The organism is Sphingobacterium sp. SGL-16 (assembly GCF_011043515.1).
In the GTDB taxonomy this organism is placed as follows: Bacteria; Bacteroidota; Bacteroidia; order Sphingobacteriales; family Sphingobacteriaceae; genus Sphingobacterium; species Sphingobacterium litopenaei.
The window spans coordinates 38,755-56,958 of sequence record NZ_JAAKGQ010000002.1 but is presented as its reverse complement, the minus strand read 5'-3'; the positions used below and the strand labels follow the sequence as shown (position 1 = coordinate 56,958).

23 protein-coding genes are annotated in these 18,204 nt (G+C 34.3%); 13 read left to right on the top strand and 10 right to left on the bottom strand.

What is annotated here, in order from left to right; genetic code table 11:
* Positions 1-29 precede the first annotated feature (29 nt).
* Both G5B32_RS01245 and G5B32_RS01240 read left to right on the top strand, forming a co-directional pair.
* Positions 30-899 carry a helix-turn-helix domain-containing protein gene (locus G5B32_RS01245; protein WP_165289737.1) on the top strand — a complete coding sequence of 290 codons (870 nt, stop codon included), beginning with the start codon at positions 30-32 and terminating at the stop codon, positions 897-899.
* Positions 900-1,038: 139 nt separating this feature from the next.
* Positions 1,039-2,538 (top strand): acyl-CoA dehydrogenase family protein, encoded by a 1,500-nt coding sequence (locus G5B32_RS01240; RefSeq protein WP_165289736.1) that lies wholly within the window; start codon positions 1,039-1,041, stop codon positions 2,536-2,538.
* Positions 2,539-2,575: 37 nt separating this feature from the next.
* On the opposite strand, the gene G5B32_RS01235 is transcribed toward G5B32_RS01240, so the two are convergent.
* Entirely contained in the window at positions 2,576-3,367 is a 792-nt protein-coding gene (locus G5B32_RS01235; protein WP_165289735.1) for a metallophosphoesterase, read from the bottom strand.
* A gap of 150 nt (positions 3,368-3,517) precedes the next feature.
* Here G5B32_RS01235 and G5B32_RS01230 point away from each other — a divergent pair, with 150 nt between their 5' ends.
* Complete coding sequence (locus tag G5B32_RS01230) at positions 3,518-4,192, top strand: TraX family protein (RefSeq protein ID WP_165289734.1); 675 nt, start codon at positions 3,518-3,520, stop codon at positions 4,190-4,192.
* Here the strand turns inward: G5B32_RS01230 and G5B32_RS01225 are convergent.
* Genes G5B32_RS01225 through G5B32_RS01215 form a run of 3 tightly spaced genes read right to left on the bottom strand, consistent with a single transcriptional unit; the run spans position 4,154 to position 6,989 of the window.
* On the bottom strand, positions 4,154-5,536 hold the full coding sequence (locus G5B32_RS01225; RefSeq protein ID WP_165289733.1) for an exonuclease domain-containing protein: 1,383 nt from the start codon (positions 5,534-5,536) through the stop codon (positions 4,154-4,156). The two genes, G5B32_RS01230 and G5B32_RS01225, sit on opposite strands and share 39 nt — an antisense overlap.
* Before the next feature lie 27 nt (positions 5,537-5,563).
* Positions 5,564-6,328, bottom strand: coding sequence for a sulfite exporter TauE/SafE family protein (locus G5B32_RS01220; RefSeq protein ID WP_165289732.1), 765 nt, complete (start codon positions 6,326-6,328; stop codon positions 5,564-5,566).
* Position 6,329: 1 nt separating this feature from the next.
* The gene (locus G5B32_RS01215) at positions 6,330-6,989 is read right to left on the bottom strand and encodes an HAD family hydrolase (protein WP_165289731.1); all 660 of its coding nucleotides are present in this window, start codon (positions 6,987-6,989) and stop codon (positions 6,330-6,332) included.
* An 82-nt stretch (positions 6,990-7,071) separates the two neighbouring features.
* On the opposite strand from G5B32_RS01215, the gene G5B32_RS01210 reads away from it, so the two are divergent.
* Entirely contained in the window at positions 7,072-7,362 is a 291-nt protein-coding gene (locus tag G5B32_RS01210; RefSeq protein WP_165289730.1) for a hypothetical protein, read from the top strand.
* On the opposite strand, the gene G5B32_RS01205 is transcribed toward G5B32_RS01210, so the two are convergent.
* A complete protein-coding gene (locus tag G5B32_RS01205) occupies positions 7,363-8,520 on the bottom strand; it encodes a serine hydrolase domain-containing protein (protein ID WP_165289729.1) in 1,158 nt (385 codons plus the stop codon).
* A 135-nt stretch (positions 8,521-8,655) separates the two neighbouring features.
* Here G5B32_RS01205 and G5B32_RS01200 point away from each other — a divergent pair, with 135 nt between their 5' ends.
* The 6 genes from G5B32_RS01200 (at position 8,656) to G5B32_RS01175 (ending at position 12,693) form a co-directional block, all read left to right on the top strand.
* Positions 8,656-9,522 carry an SPFH domain-containing protein gene (locus G5B32_RS01200; RefSeq protein ID WP_165289728.1) on the top strand — a complete coding sequence of 289 codons (867 nt, stop codon included), beginning with the start codon at positions 8,656-8,658 and terminating at the stop codon, positions 9,520-9,522.
* A gap of 26 nt (positions 9,523-9,548) precedes the next feature.
* Positions 9,549-9,716, top strand: coding sequence for an Arc family DNA binding domain-containing protein (locus G5B32_RS01195; RefSeq protein WP_165289727.1), 168 nt, complete (start codon positions 9,549-9,551; stop codon positions 9,714-9,716).
* A 131-nt stretch (positions 9,717-9,847) separates the two neighbouring features.
* Complete coding sequence (locus tag G5B32_RS01190; protein ID WP_165289726.1) at positions 9,848-10,672, top strand: ATP-binding cassette domain-containing protein; 825 nt, start codon at positions 9,848-9,850, stop codon at positions 10,670-10,672.
* A 9-nt stretch (positions 10,673-10,681) separates the two neighbouring features.
* Positions 10,682-11,488: a hypothetical protein gene (locus G5B32_RS01185; protein WP_165289725.1), complete on the top strand. Its 807-nt coding sequence runs from the start codon at positions 10,682-10,684 to the stop codon at positions 11,486-11,488.
* A 1-nt stretch (position 11,489) separates the two neighbouring features.
* Positions 11,490-11,867 (top strand): GntR family transcriptional regulator, encoded by a 378-nt coding sequence (locus tag G5B32_RS01180; protein ID WP_165289724.1) that lies wholly within the window; start codon positions 11,490-11,492, stop codon positions 11,865-11,867.
* Position 11,868: 1 nt separating this feature from the next.
* Entirely contained in the window at positions 11,869-12,693 is an 825-nt protein-coding gene (locus G5B32_RS01175; protein ID WP_165289723.1) for a hypothetical protein, read from the top strand.
* Positions 12,694-12,743: 50 nt separating this feature from the next.
* Here G5B32_RS01175 and G5B32_RS01170 read toward each other — a convergent pair whose 3' ends face one another.
* From G5B32_RS01170 to G5B32_RS01150, 5 genes are all read right to left on the bottom strand, one after another.
* Positions 12,744-13,073, bottom strand: coding sequence for an LPXTG cell wall anchor domain-containing protein (locus tag G5B32_RS01170; RefSeq protein WP_165289722.1), 330 nt, complete (start codon positions 13,071-13,073; stop codon positions 12,744-12,746).
* Between the two features lie 86 nt (positions 13,074-13,159).
* Positions 13,160-13,603 carry a 50S ribosomal protein L9 gene (gene rplI, locus G5B32_RS01165; RefSeq protein WP_165289721.1) on the bottom strand — a complete coding sequence of 148 codons (444 nt, stop codon included), beginning with the start codon at positions 13,601-13,603 and terminating at the stop codon, positions 13,160-13,162.
* Positions 13,604-13,617: 14 nt separating this feature from the next.
* Positions 13,618-13,881 carry a 30S ribosomal protein S18 gene (gene rpsR / locus G5B32_RS01160; RefSeq protein ID WP_148920887.1) on the bottom strand — a complete coding sequence of 88 codons (264 nt, stop codon included), beginning with the start codon at positions 13,879-13,881 and terminating at the stop codon, positions 13,618-13,620.
* The gene (rpsF, locus tag G5B32_RS01155; protein WP_165289720.1) at positions 13,881-14,249 is read right to left on the bottom strand and encodes a 30S ribosomal protein S6; all 369 of its coding nucleotides are present in this window, start codon (positions 14,247-14,249) and stop codon (positions 13,881-13,883) included. The genes rpsR and rpsF overlap by 1 nt, the downstream gene beginning before the upstream one ends.
* A gap of 115 nt (positions 14,250-14,364) precedes the next feature.
* Positions 14,365-15,120 carry a GIN domain-containing protein gene (locus tag G5B32_RS01150; protein ID WP_165289719.1) on the bottom strand — a complete coding sequence of 252 codons (756 nt, stop codon included), beginning with the start codon at positions 15,118-15,120 and terminating at the stop codon, positions 14,365-14,367.
* 80 nt (positions 15,121-15,200) lie between these two features.
* On the opposite strand from G5B32_RS01150, the gene G5B32_RS01145 reads away from it, so the two are divergent.
* From G5B32_RS01145 to G5B32_RS01135, 3 genes are all read left to right on the top strand, one after another.
* Complete coding sequence (locus G5B32_RS01145) at positions 15,201-15,761, top strand: Crp/Fnr family transcriptional regulator (protein WP_165289718.1); 561 nt, start codon at positions 15,201-15,203, stop codon at positions 15,759-15,761.
* A gap of 82 nt (positions 15,762-15,843) precedes the next feature.
* On the top strand, positions 15,844-17,232 hold the full coding sequence (locus G5B32_RS01140) for a TolC family protein (protein ID WP_165289717.1): 1,389 nt from the start codon (positions 15,844-15,846) through the stop codon (positions 17,230-17,232).
* Between the two features lie 2 nt (positions 17,233-17,234).
* The gene (locus G5B32_RS01135) at positions 17,235-18,197 is read left to right on the top strand and encodes an HlyD family secretion protein (protein WP_165289716.1); all 963 of its coding nucleotides are present in this window, start codon (positions 17,235-17,237) and stop codon (positions 18,195-18,197) included.
* Positions 18,198-18,204: the final 7 nt, after the last annotated feature.

Genomic DNA, 18,204 nt, shown 5'->3' with positions numbered 1-18,204 from the left:
TTTTAGAGCAATAAAATATTTTGGGTGGAATGAAAAAGAAGAAGATATATGCCGATGAATTCGTTTCCAAATTTATGGAGGGAAGTCTTCAACATTTAACTTATATCCAAACTCCAATCAAAATATTCGCTTTAAAAGACATTGCACCTTATTTAAGAATTCCTATTCCTCCAATCTTGTTTGGATATAATCTCTTGATTCAACTCACCAAAGGTTATTTTCAACATCAGATCGAATCTACCAAGTTTATGGTCAAAGCTCCCGCTGTTATGATTGCGAACTATGGTCATATGTCGGCTATTGACGAAGTAGATAAAAACGCAGAAGGGTATTGTGTATTGATTAAAGAGCAGGCGATGACTTCTATACTTCGTGATCAGGAGACATTGAATATTTTTAATATTGCGCCACTGTTGAATCTCCAAGAACCAGAAAGTGATGATTTAAATGCCTTATTAGAATTGTTGTATAAGGAAATTTATGACAAGAATCCTTATACGTCCTACTATGAAAGTATCTTCAAAACGGTAGTTCTAAAAATTATAAAACTTTCGGATGCTAATAAAACATTATTGCGCAAGCAAGAAGTAGCTATTGCTTTTAAACAGTTGGTTTACTTGGATTTTTTCAAGGAAAAATCGGTGGGATATTATGCAGACAAACTAGCTGTTTCTACAAATTACCTTAATCGTTGTGTTTCAGAGGTATTTAATAAGTCGGCTAAACAAATAATACTGGAAGTTGCTATTATGCACAGCCAATTATTACTTATGGAAACGAACAAACCTATTGCTAGCATTGCTTACGAATTAGAATTTGAAGACCCGTCATATTTTGCACGTCTCTTTAAAAAACTCGTAGGAGTCACTCCGACAGAATATCGTCATAGTGCCAAGTAATTTGGACCATGCACGATTTGTCCTATTATTCGTCGTGTTTTCAATAGTCATTCGGACACTTATCTTTTAATTTTACGAATGTAAGCTGTTACGCTTATGACAGTTACAGAAACAAGTAAAAAATTAAACATTAAAGGATATGAGTCAAATTGTTGAGCATGTAGATTTTCAGACCTACATTACTGACTTTTCAAAACATTTACGCGAATTATTTAGAAACGAATACGATTTCAATCAGATTAGTCTAGGACGTGATTTGCCTGCCGATTTTAAAGCCAAGATAATGGCAAAAAATCCTTTAGCTGTTGCTATTCCAGAATTACATGGTGGTCGTGGAGTGAATGTCAAAGAATGTCTAGGTGTACTGGCCGCTGCATCTTACGAATCTCTATCATTGTCTTTGATGTTTGGAATTAACATTGCTTTATTCCTTGAGCCTCTAGCTAAATATGGAAATTATGCTGTCCAAGAGCGTATCTTCAAAAAGTTTTTGGAAGAACAAGCTATGGGAGGGTTGATGATCACGGAAAAAGCTTATGGAAGTGACGCCTTAAATATGAAAACTTCATATAAAGAAGTAGAAGGTGGATATAAAGTTGATGGCGAAAAGCATTGGCAAGGTCTAAGCGGAGCGGCAGATTTTTGGTTAGTAACTGCGCGTAAAGCTAATGAAAGGGGGGATTTGACTCGTGATATCGATTTCTTTGTGACGGACAATAGCAATCCAGCTCAGCATATTCCAATGGTTGAGCGTTATAACAACTTAGGTTTATATGCTATTCCTTATGGTATTAATCAGATTGACATTACTGTTCCAGAAGAACAAAAATTACAGTCTGAAAGTACAGGACTTAAGTTGATGTTGGATATGTTGCACCGTAGCCGTTTGCAATTCCCAGGTATGGGTTTAGGTTTCATAAAACGACTGATGGACGAATCCTTAGCTCACTGTCAAAATAGAATCGTTGGTGGGGCTCCTTTAGCAAATCTGGATGCTGTAAAATATCAGCTGTCACGTATCCAAGCTGCTTATACGATCTGTTCTGGAATGTGTGCGTATAGCACTGCCAATAGTGGAATAGATAAAGATTTAGCTTCAGCATCCATAGAAGCGAATACATTGAAAGCTTTAATTACAGACTTGATGCAAGAATCGGCTCAAATCGCTTTGCAATTGGCTGGTGCGAATGGTTATCGTTTAGACCATATTGCAGGCAGAGCAGTAGTAGATAGCAGACCTTTCCAAATCTTTGAGGGATCGAATGAAATGTTATACGGACAGATTGCGGATGCCATCTTAAAACAAATGCGTAAAGCGAAGGAAACTAGCTTAGTTAATTTCTTAGCTAATTACGCTAATGCCAAGGAAAGTATTCCTTATTTCGCAAATATATTGGATTTTACTATTGATTCAACTGTGAGCCAACGTGATGCAGTTACGCTAGGACGAATCATAGCACGAGTTATTAGTTTCCAATTTGTACTCAACATGAACGGTTTCAATTCTGAATTAGTAGAATTGACTCGTCAACACATGGCTACTGATATTGCGATGTTTGCTGGACAATACTTATCAAAAAATATTTCAAGTCCAATTTTCGAATATCAAGAAAATGCTGATTGGACAAATTTTGCCTAATCAAACCAATCATTATATAAGGGTAGAAATTTTATTTCTACCCTTTTCTCTTTAACGTAAACACCGCAATTTCTGGTCTTACATTAAAACGAACTCGGATAGAATGTCCCAAACCTTTATTAATATACAATGTTCTTCCATCCGCTAAATGCTTCAAACCACTATCGTAATTTTTATTTTCAACAGGAATTATAGGAGGTTTTCGGAAGGGAAGACGAAATTGCCCACCATGTGTATGTCCTGATAATATCCAGCCAACGTAACCTCGCCAAATATCCAAATCGCACACATCAGGATTATGCACAAGGATAAGATTAGCAGCATCTTGATGATATTTGGTTATAGCCTTTTTAGGTCGGAAATTTCTTCCCCAATAATCGTCTATACCAATAATATTCAGTCCATGTACATTTAGGCTATCATTGCGCAATACATTCATTCCATAATGTTCTAAAATTGTAACCAGAGAATCTGCTCTTGCTCCATTTCTCCCCAAAATACCATAATCATGATTTCCAAGAATAGCAATAGTAGCCAATTTGCCTTTAGCTCCATGTTTAAGAACTTCTTCTAGTTGATCAAAAGGAGCTTCATTTTTCCTTACTACACTTATAAAATCTCCTGTATACACCACGATATCGGGGTTAAGTTTATTTACTTCTTTAATTTTTTTTATAATGAAATCTTCATTCACGGTTTCGCCAATATGTATATCGGATAGTTGAATAAGTGTTTTATTTTGCAAAGAATCAGGAAGATTTTTGATAGGCATGTCTAAGTAGTTGTATTCTACCCAACGCGGTTCAATACGCCAAACATAAATACCCATTGCAGCAAAGAAAATTAGGACCAGAAGTAGTGCACGTAAAAAAATATTAACGATTTTCAACGGATTTTATTAATTTAAATTTAAGTTATTACTCTAAATTTACAACACAAGCTTATAAATTCAAAGCCATTCTAAAGTTGCTTATTAAAAATGATTGCAAAAAATATTTTTTTTTCATTAAACGCTTATCAGCTTAAATTAATGGCTTTAATGGCTATGTTTTTAGATCATTTGGCGCGTAGTATTTTTCCTGATTTATATATTCTTAAAGTCATTGGAAGATTGGCGTTTATTTTATACGCCTTTTTATTAGTGGAAGGTTTTATACATACGAGAAACAAAGGAAAATATCTTTTTAGGCTATTAATATTTGCTTTGTTGTCTGAAATACCTTTTGATTTAGCTTTTAGCAATACACTTTATGATCCTTTTCGTCAGAATATATTTTTCACACTATCAGCCGGACTCATATCGTTATGTATAATTGATTCGAAGAAGGTATCATCCGATGTCAAAATATTACTTATAGCTTGCTTAGTAACAGCGAGTAATCTGTTTTATTTCGATTATTTATATTTGGGAGTATTACAAGTGATTTGTTTTTATGTGTTTAGATCCAATAAACTGAAACAGTTTTTAACACTTGGAATCCTTAATGTATTCTACTTGTTCAGAATATCTACACAAGCCGCTGCTATTCTAGGATTCGTTCCCATTTATTTATACAACGGAGAACGAGGAAAGAAAACAGGATTATTGTATTATATCTTTTATCCAACACATTTATTAATCTATTGGGTAATCAAGCGCTGCTTTATGGAGTAATCTTTTGACTTTGCTGGGGTATCTTTCGATGTATTGCAACACCAAAGAGTTCATGTAATAATTACTTAAACACTTGTCATCTTCTTTTACAAGATCTTCATAATCTACAATATCTAACTCAACATCAAAATAGCCAAACGCATATAAAGTATTATTTCTGAATAGAATATAGGATTTCTCGTTCAAATTTCGTCCTTGATCCACCAACACAAATGATTGCGATTGAGCAGCAATCTTTTCTATTGCGGCTTCAACCTTTTCATTATGCTGATCTACATTGGGAAGTGTTGCATAATTCAATTTTGGTTTAGGCTCATTGTGTACGCTGTAGAAATAACAAAGCTTATTATCCAACTCAAATTCTTCCATCAATTGCAACAAGAGTTGATTAGCTTCATACGCACGCTCAAAATGTTGAATAGCTTTTGCGTGCTTATCATAAGGTGAAACAACCAAACGGATGTAATTATTTTGGTCTGTATATTGGATAAGCGAAAATTTTGGTTCAAACTTCTTCAAGGCTCTATTATGTGTAGGCCAATATTGTTTAATAAGCTTACATTCTGTCAATAGCGACATGAGTTCTGTACCTGTTTCTAAATAATCAATATGATGAATATCATTAATAAAAGCCTGTCTCTTTTGTGTACCGTTAGTACCTGAAAAGTGACTTAATACTCTTTTACGGATATTAACAGCTTTACCTACATAAATGATTTTTCCTGTAGCATTGTGAAAAATGTAAGCACCCGTAGTTTCGGGCAGTTTTAAAAAATCATCTTCATTAATATGCGTTGGTAAACGATGTTCTTTTGTCTTTTTTAAGGTGCTCTCGATCAGATTTTCTTTATCCTCTCTAACCAATTTTTCAAACAAAGTAACCGTGGCTTCTGCGTCACCCATAGCACGATGTCTATCGTGAATAGTAATGCCTAAATTTTGGCAAAGTTTTCCTAGACTATAAGATGATTGGTTTGGGATGATTTTGCGCGAAAGTCTCACCGTACACAATTTGGGGGCACGCCAAGAATATCCTGCATTTTTAAGTTCTTCCACCAAAAAGGAATAATCAAAATTTACATTGTGTGCCACAAAAATTCGTTTGTGCAACAAATCGTAAACTGTGGAAGCAATGTCCTTAAAGTAAGGCGCATCTTCGACCATTTCATTGCTGATGCCTGTTAAAGCTTGAATATGGAAGGGGATGATTGCTCCAGGATTAACTAAAGATTGGAACTTTTCCAAAATATGAGTTCCGTTATGGATGACGATAGCTATTTCGGTTATTTTATTTCCTGCCGCGTACGATCCCGTTGTCTCTATATCCACAATAGCATATTCCATAAAGCAAAAGTACAAACAACTTTCGAATTACAGAATTATCAATAGGATAGAGGCGATTATTACTAAAGAAATAATAATATAACGAAATGTTTTTTCTGGCAGAACTTTTATGATTTTAATACCAATAAAGCCCCCCAATAAAATAAAAGGAATTGCTATTATATTTAGCATCAGACCTGCCCAAGTAATATTATGCCATACAAAAACCTGCAATGGAATTTTACTCAGGTTGAGGATAAATATAAACCAGGCTGAAGTTGCTGCAAAAGTAATCTTATCTAATCTTTTGGAAAGCATATAGACCGATAGAGCTGGACCAGCAGCATTTCCAATCATGGTTGAAAAACCTAAAATAAAACCGAACAAAGGCGAATACCATTTCTTTTCAGTAAGTAATTTTTGCTTTTCTTCGGAAGATTTTTCCATCCAAAGCATAATAAAAACACCTACAATGATACATATACCAATGCATATTTTGAAAGTTTTATCATCCACATAATTACCCAAAAACAATCCTACCAAAAGCCCGACAAACGCTAGGGGCAAAAGCTTTTTGACTTCGTTCCATAGAAAGGCTTTGCGGTAATAAATAACAGCTACTAAGTCAGCAAAACAAAGTAAGATTAATACGATGCCCGTAGAATATTTTGCACCAAATAGCAAAGCAAAAAGAGGCACTGCAAGGGTGCCGATATTTTGTATTCCCGTTTTGGAAATACCAATGAGCATTGCACAGATAAAATACAATGCCCAACTATAGGGACTTGAGATTAATTGCAGTGCCTCTTGCATATTACGCTTTTAATATGTCCAACACTTTAGCTGCGTTGATTTCAGAATAATCATTAATATAGAAAGAACATTTTGGTAATTGTTCTTTCGTATGAGAACTTAATACAGCAACTACTTTCATCCCAGCATTCAATCCTGCGGTGACACCAGAAAATGAATCTTCAAAAACCACGCAGTTGCTGGGATCGACTCCCAATCGTGCTGCTGAATTCAAATATACTTCAGGATGAGGCTTATGTAATTTAACATCTTCACTGCTCATTAGTGATTGCATTTCCTTGCGAATGTCTAAGTGATCTACAATAAGATCCATATTAGCTCTCGGTGCCGAAGTACATACTGCAGTTTTGAAATTATTAGCTTTTAGGTCCGCTAAGAAAGTTTTGTAATCTGGAATGGTTTCTATTTTATCTTTGTACAATTCACGAAACAATTGTTCTTTTTCATTTTCGAGCTGAATTAATTCTTCACCATGTACTGGTCTTTTGAAAAAGTAAGTCATAATATGGCTATTGTGTTTACCATACATATGGTCTTCAAACTCTTTCTCGGTATAAGGAATTTGGTATTTGTCAAAAAAAGCTTCGAATGCTTTAGCGTGATGAGGATTGGTATGGCAGATTACACCATCCATATCAAATAATACGGCATATTGATTCATGGCGCAAATATAACTATAAATTAGTCTGAATATGGTCATTTTAGCGTGGAGATTACTTAGGATTTTATTATTTTAGACACAAATGAAACATATACTAATTAGCCTAATAGCTCTCTTTCTTTTTTCATGTGATAGTGATGTTTACGAAACGTACTCAAAAGAGCGTGAGTTTACGATTCGTAAAATCAAACGATCAGGAAAAAGACATATGCGTGGATTTTATGTCGAGGGGAGTGATTACAAAATTCGTTATAGGGATATTCGTAATGGAAAGTACGAAGTAGGTGATAAGGTGGTTTTGAAATACGATTCCATTGTCAATAAAACTAAAGGCACTTACGAATTAAAAACGCAAAGAAGAATAACCGATTGATTATTCTTCTTTAGCTAACATTTTATAAGCTTTATCGATATATTGATAGAATGCTCCATCTGGTGTTCTCTTTCCAGATTTGTCGTGCATATGTCCCAATCGAACGACCATAATCCTGTCTTCGGGAATAGAAATCACAAATTGACCGAGATGTCCGTCCATATAGACAATCTTTTTCCCTTGATATTCGCCTAACCACCAACCATAACCATATTGCTGAGAATCTTCAGCCGCTGGCTGCAAAGATTGTTGGACATAGTTAGAATCCAAAATTTGTCGATTACCCCATTTGCCGTTGTTGGTATATAATTTACCGAATCGAGCGAAATCTCTGGCATTACTAGCGATACAACAATATGTTTTTTCGATACCGTCTTCTGGTGAAATTTGCCATAATGCATCGTTTTCAGCACCCATCAGCTTCCAAAAGTGTTCTGATAGAAAGTCAGATAAATTGCTTGGTATTGCCTTGGAAAGCACCATTCCCAATAATTGGGTATCTCCGCTTTGATATTTAAACTTTTGATTTGGAAATTTGTAAATAGGCAATTCTAGCATGGCTTTACTTACGTTTTTATAAAAATAAGCTTTAGTAGTAATAGAAAATGGTGAATTGTATCGCTCATCCCATTCTAATCCCGAACGCATCGTCACTAAATCTCTAATCGCCAAATCTGCTGCAAATTCACCTTTCAATTCGGGCAAATAAGACTTCACTTTTTCATCCAAACTAATAATATATCCGAGTTCCAAAGCTTTTCCAAGCAAAGCAGCTGTTATACTTTTTGCCATGGAGAAGGAATTTGTAAGCGAATTTTCGTCAAAACCATCATAATATTTTTCGAACCAAATACTATCGTTCTTAATTATCAAATACGCTATAGTCTTATTGGCTTGATGAATGGAATCCAATTTTGATGTACTGTTTACGGAATTATAATCTTTTGCTTGTGGCCAAGGTTGAGAAGCTCCGGCTTTAATAGTTCTATTTTCAAAATATTTATAATCTTCCAAAAAAGCAGAAGTGTGTCCCGTAAAATAAACAGTTCGTACAGCTTTTAGAATATATCCATTTCCTGTAAAAAGTAAACCTAATGTTATAATCGTAATGAGTACGATGACCGTACCAAGAAGCCATTTTAAAATTTTGATAATCATAGTTGAAGGTTTATAGATTAAATATACTGAATGTTTTAATTATTACTATTAATGAAGAAAATCATTTTGAATTTGTAGTTTATTTTGATATATTTATGATATCAAAATGATATCAAACTTTAACACTTATAAATTATGGAAAAAGTTATTAAGCCTACCTCAGGATATTCTGCCATCGGAATTGGAATTGTCTTGTTATTAATGTCTGGTTACATTGTATATTTATCGGTTTTAAACGATAGACCTGCATTTATATTCCTTGGGATTCTAGTTTTTTTAGCCTCAATTTTTATTTTTAAAGGAATTTTGATTGTACATCCAAATCATTCACGTGTATTGAATTTCTTTGGTAGCTATGTAGGCACAATTAAGGAAAATGGATTGTTTTTTGTGAATCCATTGTATACAGCGACAAAAATGTCTTTGCGTTCGGAAAACTTACAAGGACAAACGTTAAAGGTTAATGATAAAATGGGTAATCCTATTGAAATCGGTGCGGTAATCGTTTGGAAAATTGGTGATACGTATAAAGCTGCGTACGATGTAGAACGCGTATTTGATTATGTGCGCGCACAATCCGAAGCTGCGGTCCGTCATTTGGCGGTGAGTTTTGCATACGATGATTTGGAAGATGATACGGCTGAGATTACCTTGCGTAATGGTGGGGAAGAGGTAAATCATATTTTAGAGAATGAGTTGACAGAGCGCTTGTCAAAAGCAGGTATAGTTGTGCAAGAAGCTCGTATTAGTCACTTAGCTTATGCAGCAGAGATTGCTGGTGCGATGTTGCAAAGACAGCAAGCTGCAGCAATTGTAGCAGCGCGTGCAAAGATCGTTGACGGTGCTGTTGGGATGGTAGATATGGCGTTGAAAAAATTATCCGCTGAGAATATTGTGGAATTAGATGACGAGCGTAAAGCAGCTATGGTAAGCAATCTAATGGTCGTATTATGCGGTGAAAAAGCAGCACAACCAATTGTAAATACAGGCTCCTTGTATTAATAATAGGATCATCAAAGTGATTTGATATGAAGAAAAAAAGTTTTGTGGTGCGCATAGATGAGGATACATTCAAGCTACTTGAAAAGTGGGCGCAGGATGAATTTCGTAGTGTCAATGGTCAAATTGAATTTTTACTACATGAAGCTCTGGTGAAGAGCAAGCGTAAAAAGGATAACGCAAAAAAAGAGGATTAAATGAGGCATTATGCCTCATTTTTGTTTGATGTAGGATGATTTTCAAAGTGTTATAAAAAAAATCTCTAAAATAATTTTGATAATAAAAATTTACAATCTATATTAGTGTATTATTTAAATAGTACACTAGTATGATAACCATTAAAGACTTAAATTTTAGTTATACCAAAAACAAACCTATCTTTTCAGATTTGAATCTAGATTTGGATACAGGGCATATCTATGGACTCCTCGGTAAGAATGGGGCAGGAAAATCGACGCTTCTGAAGAATATGATTGGATTAGTATATCCCAATTCAGGCGAGATTTTAATTCTTGAACAGGATGTAAAACAGCGAAATCCTTCATTATTGAAAGAGATTTGCTTTATACCAGAGGATTTGTATTTACCTAATGTATCGGTAAAAAGTTACCTAAAATCAAATTCTTGCTTTTATCCGAATTTTGATGAGAGCTACTTTCAAAAACTCTTTACCGAATTTCAGATTCCTGCGAATCAAAATTTAGGAAATATGAGTTACGGGCAGAAGAAGAAATTCTTGATTTCTTTTGGTCTTGCGACCAACACCAAAGTAGTAATTATGGATGAACCGACTAATGGATTGGATATTCCGTCCAAAGCACAGTTCAGAAAGGTTCTTGCAGCCGTAATGAATGAAGATCGTGTGATTGTGATTTCTACGCACCAAGTCCGTGATTTGGACAATTTGATTGATTCTGTGATTATATTGGATCAACATCGTATCGTGTTGAATGAATCCATTCAAACTATTGCAGATCGTTTGCACTTTAAAAAAGTGACGGAATTGAGCCAAGATATACTGTATGCTGAACAAGGAATTGGAGCATACAATGTTATCTCAACGAATGCTGATTTTGAAGATTCGAAAATTGATCTTGAATTGCTGTTCAATGCGGTAACCGTAGAAAATGAAAAAATTACTAACCAATTTTAACCACAGAACATGAATAATACATTTGATTTTAATCGTTTCAAATTGCTAATTGGTAGACAATGGCAATCTTATAAAAAAGAGTATTTCCTTATTGTTGGTGTTTTGTTGGCAATAATTCTTTATTTCTATGGGAATGAACTTTACAAAATTTTTAAGGAAGGTGATATTGCTACATATAATAATGATTTTAGATTCCGAATTCCTTTATTTATTATTCTTGGACTTCTTTATATTTCTCTAACAGCTAGTTCTTATTTCAAAAATTACGGCAAATCCAATGCAGCTATAGCGGAGATATTAGTTCCGGCTTCTAAATTTGAAAAATTTCTTGCAGGCATATTCTACATAGCTGGTTTGGGATTTGTGACATATTTACTTTTATTCCATATTGTAGATTTTGGGTTTATGAATTACGTAAGATCATTTACGACAAGTACGACATCTTACATAGAAAATGGTCAAGAAATAATACGCGATAATTTACCTTACTTGCACAAAATAATATATATAGATCCAGTGAAATATTTTGTATTTCTACCGTTTACTATTAATGCGCTTTTTTTGCTGGGCTCAATATATTTTAAGAACAAGCACTTTATCAAAACAATAGTATCTGTTGCGGTATATGCTGGACTTTGTTTTTTTCTAATTTATAGTATTTATAGATTATTCTTTTTAGGACATATGCAATTAGAAGAAAATGATTATATAGACAATAAAAAATTAATGTTGTTTTTATTTGCTGTTCTGGGGTGGACTATAACAATTATTTTGTGGGCAATCACATATGTTCGATTGAAAGAAAAGGAGGCTTAATATGGATTTTAACCCAAATAAAGCAATTTATTTGCAAATTGTAGATCATATTTGTGAGAATATTCTGCTTGGTAAGTTGCCAATAGATTCCAAACTACCGTCCGTGCGTGAGTTGGCTATTGAAATAGCCGTGAATCCAAATACAGTCATGCGTACTTATGATTTTTTGCAGCAGCAAGGTATTATTTCGAATAAGCGTGGCGTTGGTTTTTTTGTGACACCAGATTCTTTTTCACAAATAAAAAAGTATAAGAAAGAAATCTTCGTGAAGGAAGATCTTCCTCAAGTTTTCAAAAATATCTATCTTCTTGATATCTCATTAGAGGAATTGAAGGAGAGATATGATGCTTTCATTAATGAAAATTATAAATCGAACTAAAATGAAATTAAGTAATAAATTATTAATAGGGCTAGGCGTAGGCTTATTTACACTAATTTTGAGTATTGTCGTTGTTGCTAATGTTGGTGGTATCGATAGTCAAGAATATTGGAAGAGCATGGAAAATGAATCCAAAAATTTCTCGTCAGAAAGTAAATACTTGAAGGCGTCTAAACTAAAAACTTACAGCAGTATAAAATTAAATAGTGAACACCATAGGGGAGTGCAACTGCATTTAATTAAAGATGAGACTTATGGATTCAAAAGTAATTCTGAGACAAATGAAGTAGAGGTTTTATCCGATAAAAATGGACTTATATTAAACTTTAAAACAAAGTCATATCATCACTTACATGTTTACTTGTACGCGCCTCATTTTGAGAATGTGACTTTGTCAAATTTAAATCTAGATAATTTGGTTACGTCAGAAGATTCATTGAAATTGAACTTCCTTAATGCTTCATGGGGATCTTATAATATAGAAAATGAAAGTTTAAAATCTTTGGATCTGAGTTTAACGAATTCATCTATTGATAACACATTCAAAATTGGGAATTTGGAAAACCTAAATCTTAAACTAACAAATTCTTCGATTAAACTACAGCCATCCACGCTTAAAGGTTTAGCCGTTCAGGCCGAGAATTCCAGATTTGCTATTGAAGAGCCAAATGGTCCTACGACAATCTCTAGTTTATCCGTTGTTACACAAGGTAAATCAACTATTAGTTTGCCAAATAAAATTTCTGTAGATAAAATAGAAGGAAATCTTTCTGACAGTACATCAACAAATTTGCCTGTATTTTTACTAAAGAATTTAATCAAGTAAAATAAAATCTCAGACATAACAAAAGCGTCATTTTATGACGCTTTTGTTGTTTAGTCTCTTCTCAAGAACTCTCTATCCTCATCTGATAAACCATCGTTTGGTTTGTATGGAGAATCGATATAATTATCATCTGCAGTTGTTGGCTCAACACGAGGTTCGAAAACAGGATTGTTTATGCCATATTCTGAAGGATGTTTCTTTCTTCGTCTAAAAAGTATTCCTCCAGTAATCACACCTAGCAAAAAGAAGATACCAAGAATTAAAAGTTTTGAAGTGCGGATATCACCGAATAACCAAAACGAACTTTCTTCCTTATTATTGAATAAAATAATTCCTACTAAAGCGAGAAGTATAGCGATGATTATAGTTTTTGGTTTCATAGTGAATACATTTTATTGAAACACAAACATAACAAAAAAGGAGATAACCATGGGTTATCTCCTTTATATTTTGAGCGAATAACTAATTATTCAGCTACAACTTCGAAAGGAACTTGAACTTTCACTTCTTTGTGTAAGTTTAAGTTTGCGATGTATTCACCTACAGTTTTAGGCTCTACTTCGAAAGTGATGCGACGACGGTCTACGTCATAACCTTGAGCTTTCAATGCATCAGCGATTTGGATGCTATTTACTTTACCGAAGATTTTACCAGACTCACCAGCTTTAGCACCGATAGACAACTTAACGTTTTCTAATTTAGCAGCTAATTCTGTAGCATCTTTCTTGATTTTGTCTTGTTTGAACTGAGCTTGTTTGATGTTCTCAGCCAATACTTTTTTAGCAGATGAAGTTGCTAATGTAGCAAATCCTTGAGGAATTAAGTAGTTACGACCGTAACCTGGTTTTACTACTACGATATCGTCTTTCTCACCAAGGTGCTTAACATCTTGTTTTAATATAATTTCCATTTATCGTATCCTCCTTATTTTAATGAATCAGCTACGTAAGGTAATAAGCCTACGATACGCGCACGTTTCACAGCTTGAGCAACTTTACGTTGGAATTTCAATGATGTACCAGTAAGACGACGAGGTAAGATTTTACCTTGATCGTTAACGAATTTCAACAAGAAGTTAGCATCTTTATAATCGATGTATTTGATACCATTCTTTTTGAAACGACAGTATTTTTTACGGTTGTCCTCTACTTTAGGAGCAGTCACGTATTGGATGTTTTCGTTTGCCATTAGTTTGCTACCTCCTCAGTTTTAGTTTCAGCTTTCTTGTTGAATGCACCGCTACGTTTTTTCTCGTTGTAAGCTACAGCGTGCTTATCAAGCGCGATAGTTAAGAAACGCATCACACGCTCATCACGTTTGTATTCAACCTCTAATTTTTTAATTAATTCACCTGGAGCCTTGAATTCAGTTAAGTGATAAAATCCAGTAGTTTTTTTCTGGATTGGATACGCTAATTTTTTCAAACCCCAATTATCTTCAGCGATAATTTCGGCTCCGCCTTCTGTTAAGATGTTTTTGAATTTAGCAATTGCCTCTTTCGCAGCATCTTCTGAAAGCAACGGGGTAAGAATGATTACAGATTCGTACTGTTGCATTGTTTTTAAATAATTATGTTAATTTAAATTTTCCGTACTTACGGAAGTGCAAAGGTAGATAAATATTCTTATTTATCAAATAATTTATGCAAATATTCCAAGATCAAAACCTTCCTTATGACTTTTTAACTAATCTGCCGCTTGAGGATGTTTTGTTTTCCAAAATTTGAGTCGGCTGAGTTGCATAAGAAATTTTAGCAGAGGAGGAAAGATTGCTCTTTAATGTATTAGCTGTACTAATGTCTAACTTTGCCGAGGAACTACCTTTGCAAACCAAATTCTTTATAGTTACTTTTTCTAAATCTAAAGATGCAGACGAACTCATATCGATTGTTGAATTATCTATCTTTCCAGCCAAGGAGATCTTACCTGAACTTGAAGCTTCAATTACGGCAGTGCTCGCTAAGATGTGTGAATCAAATTTTCCAGAAGATGTGACTTCGATGTCCATATTATCAGCTTTAATATGTCTTGCGCTGATTTTTCCGGATGAATTAGCTACTATAGACACGGGAGATGAAGTAATTGGAGCATCCACATGTAAAGTAGCACTTGAAGTAGCTTTTAATACTTTTAATTTAGAATTGGAGTAAATGGTAACTTTATTTGGTTTTGAAGTTCTAATTGATGTATTAGGTTTATATCTAATAGTTAATACATCATTTTTTATTTCAGTTATAATTAAATCAAGGTAATCTTTCTTTTCACTCTCTAACACTATTTCGTTCCTATCTGATTCCACATAAGCGGCATTTAGACTCGTAGCGACTGATATTCCATGATGATTAGCAATTTTTCTTGTTTCCTTATATTGGGCAAATGTTACGGCCAAAGAGAAATAAGCTAGGAAAAATACAATTGTCCTTTTCATAATATTGGTGATTATTTATATATCTAATATAATTATATTATCTGGTTTCTTCGCTTATCTTTTGATTTCTATATTTGTCTATGACTTTAATTGAGCATTTCAAAAATTTGTATCATATAGATGAGGAATTGGAATTTTTCTTTGAATCGATCAGCGAAACGAAGGAATACGGGAAGGGAGATTTGATTTTTGAACCAAATAGCTATTTGAAGCATATCTATTTTATCGAATCAGGATTTACTCGGGTGTATTATTATAAGAACAAGAAAGATATTACGCATTATTTCTACGGTGAAAATACATTTAGTACAGGTATAGAGAGTGTATTTTACCAAAAGCCAACTTTATTTGGGTTTCAGGCGTTAGCTCCTTCCAAGATTATTCAAATTCCTTTTGCACCAATCCGTGAACTAGCCAATAAAAACATCACCATAAATCATATTATTGAAAAAATATTATTAGATAATTTAATTTCTTTTTCTAAAAGATTTTATAACAGTCAGTTTGAGACGGCGCATGAACGATATGCTTCTTTATTAACTGAAAATCCTACCTTATTACAAAATGCTTCCTTAGGACATATTGCTTCATATTTGGGAGTTTCTCAACAAACTCTTTCTGTTATTCGAGGAATGAAGTAATTTCATTTTTTAAGATATCTGAAAATTTTATTATGAAACAATCTTGATCTTTGTGATGTTATAAAAGTCAGAAGATCTTTTTATGAAAAAAAATACACTATTAGTTACTGTAGGTTTGTGTTTGTGTAGCACACTAAATGACAGTTTATTTGCACAAGAGCAATTAAATTTATTTAGTAGTCCAGTGGAATCAGCTATTAGACACAATAAATCTATCCAGAATGCCAATTTGGAAAATAAAAAAGTGGCTTTGGATAGGGAAGATGTAAGGGGAAAATTACTCCCTAAAGTATCTATGAATGCTTTGTATGGTTACGTGAATACGGGACTTGACGTGGATTTACCCACCCAACAGTTACCGATTACAGGAATTAATCTCTTCGAAGGCACTACCAAAGGCAATGTTTCTTCTCAAGTCTTTGCAACAGGCGTGACTGCTACACAGGTTATTTTTAGTGGTTTACAAATTACCAATGGTCAAAAGGCTTTAGAGCAAAAGCAAAAAGCACTTTCTCTCATGACTGAAGCTGGATATGATCAATTGGCACAGGACGTAATCACTTCTTTTGATCAGCTAATGTTACTAAAAGAAGTTGATGTGTTGATTAATGACTCCGAAAAACGTCTGAATAAGGAACATCTTAAAGTGGTTAAAGCTATTGAAAATGGGGTGGCGATTCCTTATGATCGCGATAAAATTAAGTTAGCTATGCTAGAACTGGAAAGCAAGCGTGCAGAAATTCAAAGCAACCGCGAATTGTTGTATTATAAGTTGGAAGAATTAACAGGACTTCCAATGGAAGAATTACAAGCAGTTTCGTATCCATTACAAGAAATCCTGTTGGCTGAGGATGCTACAGCGATGAACCGAAAAGAAATAGAAACTTTAGAAACTTCACAAAAAGCATATGAGTTTGCACTGAAAAAAGAAAAGGGCGCGCAATTGCCTATGTTATTCGCTTTTGGTAATATTTCCTATTTAAATGCTTTTGATAGTAAATTGACTATAAAAGACGTTCCTCAATTGGGAGATTTGAAATTACAATCCAATCATTTTCAAATGGCGCCAACTTTTGCTGTCGGTGTGGGAATGAAATGGAATATTTTCGAAGGTAAATCTCATAAAGCTGCTGTCGAGAAAGCTAAATTGGATTTGGAAATCAACAACAATAAGTTAGAAGACACAAAAGAAAAGCTGAGTCTTTTGCAACGGAAGACCAAATCGGATTATGAATTAGCTATGAAAAAAATCTCTGTAAACCAACAACAGATGACTATTGCTAAAAACAATATGTATTTAGCTTCACGTCAGTTTGAAGAAGGTTTACAAGATGTCACAGAAAGATTGGAAGCGGAGAACGAGTATTACAAACAATCTTTGAATTATTACAATCAAATTTTAAGTCAGCGTACAGCGGCTACAGAAGTGTTGAAATCAAACGGTAATTTATATCAAACCATTAGTAGATAACTATGAAAAATATAGCATATACTTTAGGTCTTTTATTGGTGTTGCAAAGTTGCTCATCAGAGAAAGCAAAAAAGAAAATTGAGGGTAAAATAGAAAGAGAACAATTATCCGTAACGACTAAAATCCCAGGTAAAATTCAGCAGATTTTAGTAGAAGAAGGACAATTCGTACATAAAGGAGACACACTAATTATTCTGGAACTACCCGAAGTGGACGCCAAAGCGGCACAGGCTCAGGGAGCATTAGAATCGGCGCAAGCGCAATACGATATGGCGGTAAAAGGAGCGACTGATGGTCAATTGCAACAATTGCGCGCTAAGGTGGATGGATTAAAAGAGCAATATGAGTTTGCACAAAAGTCTTTGGATAGAATGCGTAATCTATTGCAGGATTCGTTGGTTTCACAACAAAAATACGACGAGGTATATGCTAAATACCAGGGCGCTAGAAACCAATATTTGGCTGCGCAAGCAGAAATCGCGGATGTAAATCATGGTGCACGTATTGAGCAGCAAAAAATGGCCTTGGGTCAAAAAGAACGTGCTTTAGGAGCAGTTTCTGAAGTGAATGTGGCTGCCAAAGAACGTTATATCATTGCGCCACAGGATATGTCTATTGAAACTATCAATCTGAAAGTAGGGGAGTTAGCGTTGGCTGGCTATAGCTTAGCTTCAGGATACATTACAGAAGGAACTTATTTCCGCGTGACCGTTCCAGAAAGTAAAGTAAAAGATTTCCAAAAAGGTGCTGTCAAAACGTTGAGCATTCCTTATTTGGATAATAAACAGATTCAAGCTAAGGTAGAAACAATAAAAACATTGACGTCCTATGCGAATATCAGTACAGCTTATCCAGACTTCGAACAACAAGAAGCTATGTTTGAGATTCGTCTGAAACCTACGGATACGACTTCTAGCAAAGAATTATTGACTAAAGCTACATTTGTTGTAGAATCTACTAAATAAGGAAATC

What these genes read in the sequence shown, in the direction of transcription:
- G5B32_RS01245 (WP_165289737.1), top strand. Translation starts at nt 30, where the DNA reads ATGAAAAAGAAGAAGATATATGCCGATGAATTCGTTTCCAAATTTATG.
- G5B32_RS01240 (WP_165289736.1), top strand. Translation starts at nt 1,039, where the DNA reads ATGAGTCAAATTGTTGAGCATGTAGATTTTCAGACCTACATTACTGAC.
- G5B32_RS01235 (WP_165289735.1), bottom strand. Translation starts at nt 3,367, where the DNA reads ATGGGTATTTATGTTTGGCGTATTGAACCGCGTTGGGTAGAATACAAC.
- G5B32_RS01230 (WP_165289734.1), top strand. Translation starts at nt 3,518, where the DNA reads ATGATTGCAAAAAATATTTTTTTTTCATTAAACGCTTATCAGCTTAAA.
- G5B32_RS01225 (WP_165289733.1), bottom strand. Translation starts at nt 5,536, where the DNA reads ATGGAATATGCTATTGTGGATATAGAGACAACGGGATCGTACGCGGCA.
- G5B32_RS01220 (WP_165289732.1), bottom strand. Translation starts at nt 6,328, where the DNA reads ATGCAAGAGGCACTGCAATTAATCTCAAGTCCCTATAGTTGGGCATTG.
- G5B32_RS01215 (WP_165289731.1), bottom strand. Translation starts at nt 6,989, where the DNA reads ATGAATCAATATGCCGTATTATTTGATATGGATGGTGTAATCTGCCAT.
- G5B32_RS01210 (WP_165289730.1), top strand. Translation starts at nt 7,072, where the DNA reads ATGAAACATATACTAATTAGCCTAATAGCTCTCTTTCTTTTTTCATGT.
- G5B32_RS01205 (WP_165289729.1), bottom strand. Translation starts at nt 8,520, where the DNA reads ATGATTATCAAAATTTTAAAATGGCTTCTTGGTACGGTCATCGTACTC.
- G5B32_RS01200 (WP_165289728.1), top strand. Translation starts at nt 8,656, where the DNA reads ATGGAAAAAGTTATTAAGCCTACCTCAGGATATTCTGCCATCGGAATT.
- G5B32_RS01195 (WP_165289727.1), top strand. Translation starts at nt 9,549, where the DNA reads ATGAAGAAAAAAAGTTTTGTGGTGCGCATAGATGAGGATACATTCAAG.
- G5B32_RS01190 (WP_165289726.1), top strand. Translation starts at nt 9,848, where the DNA reads ATGATAACCATTAAAGACTTAAATTTTAGTTATACCAAAAACAAACCT.
- G5B32_RS01185 (WP_165289725.1), top strand. Translation starts at nt 10,682, where the DNA reads ATGAATAATACATTTGATTTTAATCGTTTCAAATTGCTAATTGGTAGA.
- G5B32_RS01180 (WP_165289724.1), top strand. Translation starts at nt 11,490, where the DNA reads ATGGATTTTAACCCAAATAAAGCAATTTATTTGCAAATTGTAGATCAT.
- G5B32_RS01175 (WP_165289723.1), top strand. Translation starts at nt 11,869, where the DNA reads ATGAAATTAAGTAATAAATTATTAATAGGGCTAGGCGTAGGCTTATTT.
- G5B32_RS01170 (WP_165289722.1), bottom strand. Translation starts at nt 13,073, where the DNA reads ATGAAACCAAAAACTATAATCATCGCTATACTTCTCGCTTTAGTAGGA.
- rplI (WP_165289721.1), bottom strand. Translation starts at nt 13,603, where the DNA reads ATGGAAATTATATTAAAACAAGATGTTAAGCACCTTGGTGAGAAAGAC.
- rpsR (WP_148920887.1), bottom strand. Translation starts at nt 13,881, where the DNA reads ATGGCAAACGAAAACATCCAATACGTGACTGCTCCTAAAGTAGAGGAC.
- rpsF (WP_165289720.1), bottom strand. Translation starts at nt 14,249, where the DNA reads ATGCAACAGTACGAATCTGTAATCATTCTTACCCCGTTGCTTTCAGAA.
- G5B32_RS01150 (WP_165289719.1), bottom strand. Translation starts at nt 15,120, where the DNA reads ATGAAAAGGACAATTGTATTTTTCCTAGCTTATTTCTCTTTGGCCGTA.
- G5B32_RS01145 (WP_165289718.1), top strand. Translation starts at nt 15,201, where the DNA reads ATGACTTTAATTGAGCATTTCAAAAATTTGTATCATATAGATGAGGAA.
- G5B32_RS01140 (WP_165289717.1), top strand. Translation starts at nt 15,844, where the DNA reads ATGAAAAAAAATACACTATTAGTTACTGTAGGTTTGTGTTTGTGTAGC.
- G5B32_RS01135 (WP_165289716.1), top strand. Translation starts at nt 17,235, where the DNA reads ATGAAAAATATAGCATATACTTTAGGTCTTTTATTGGTGTTGCAAAGT.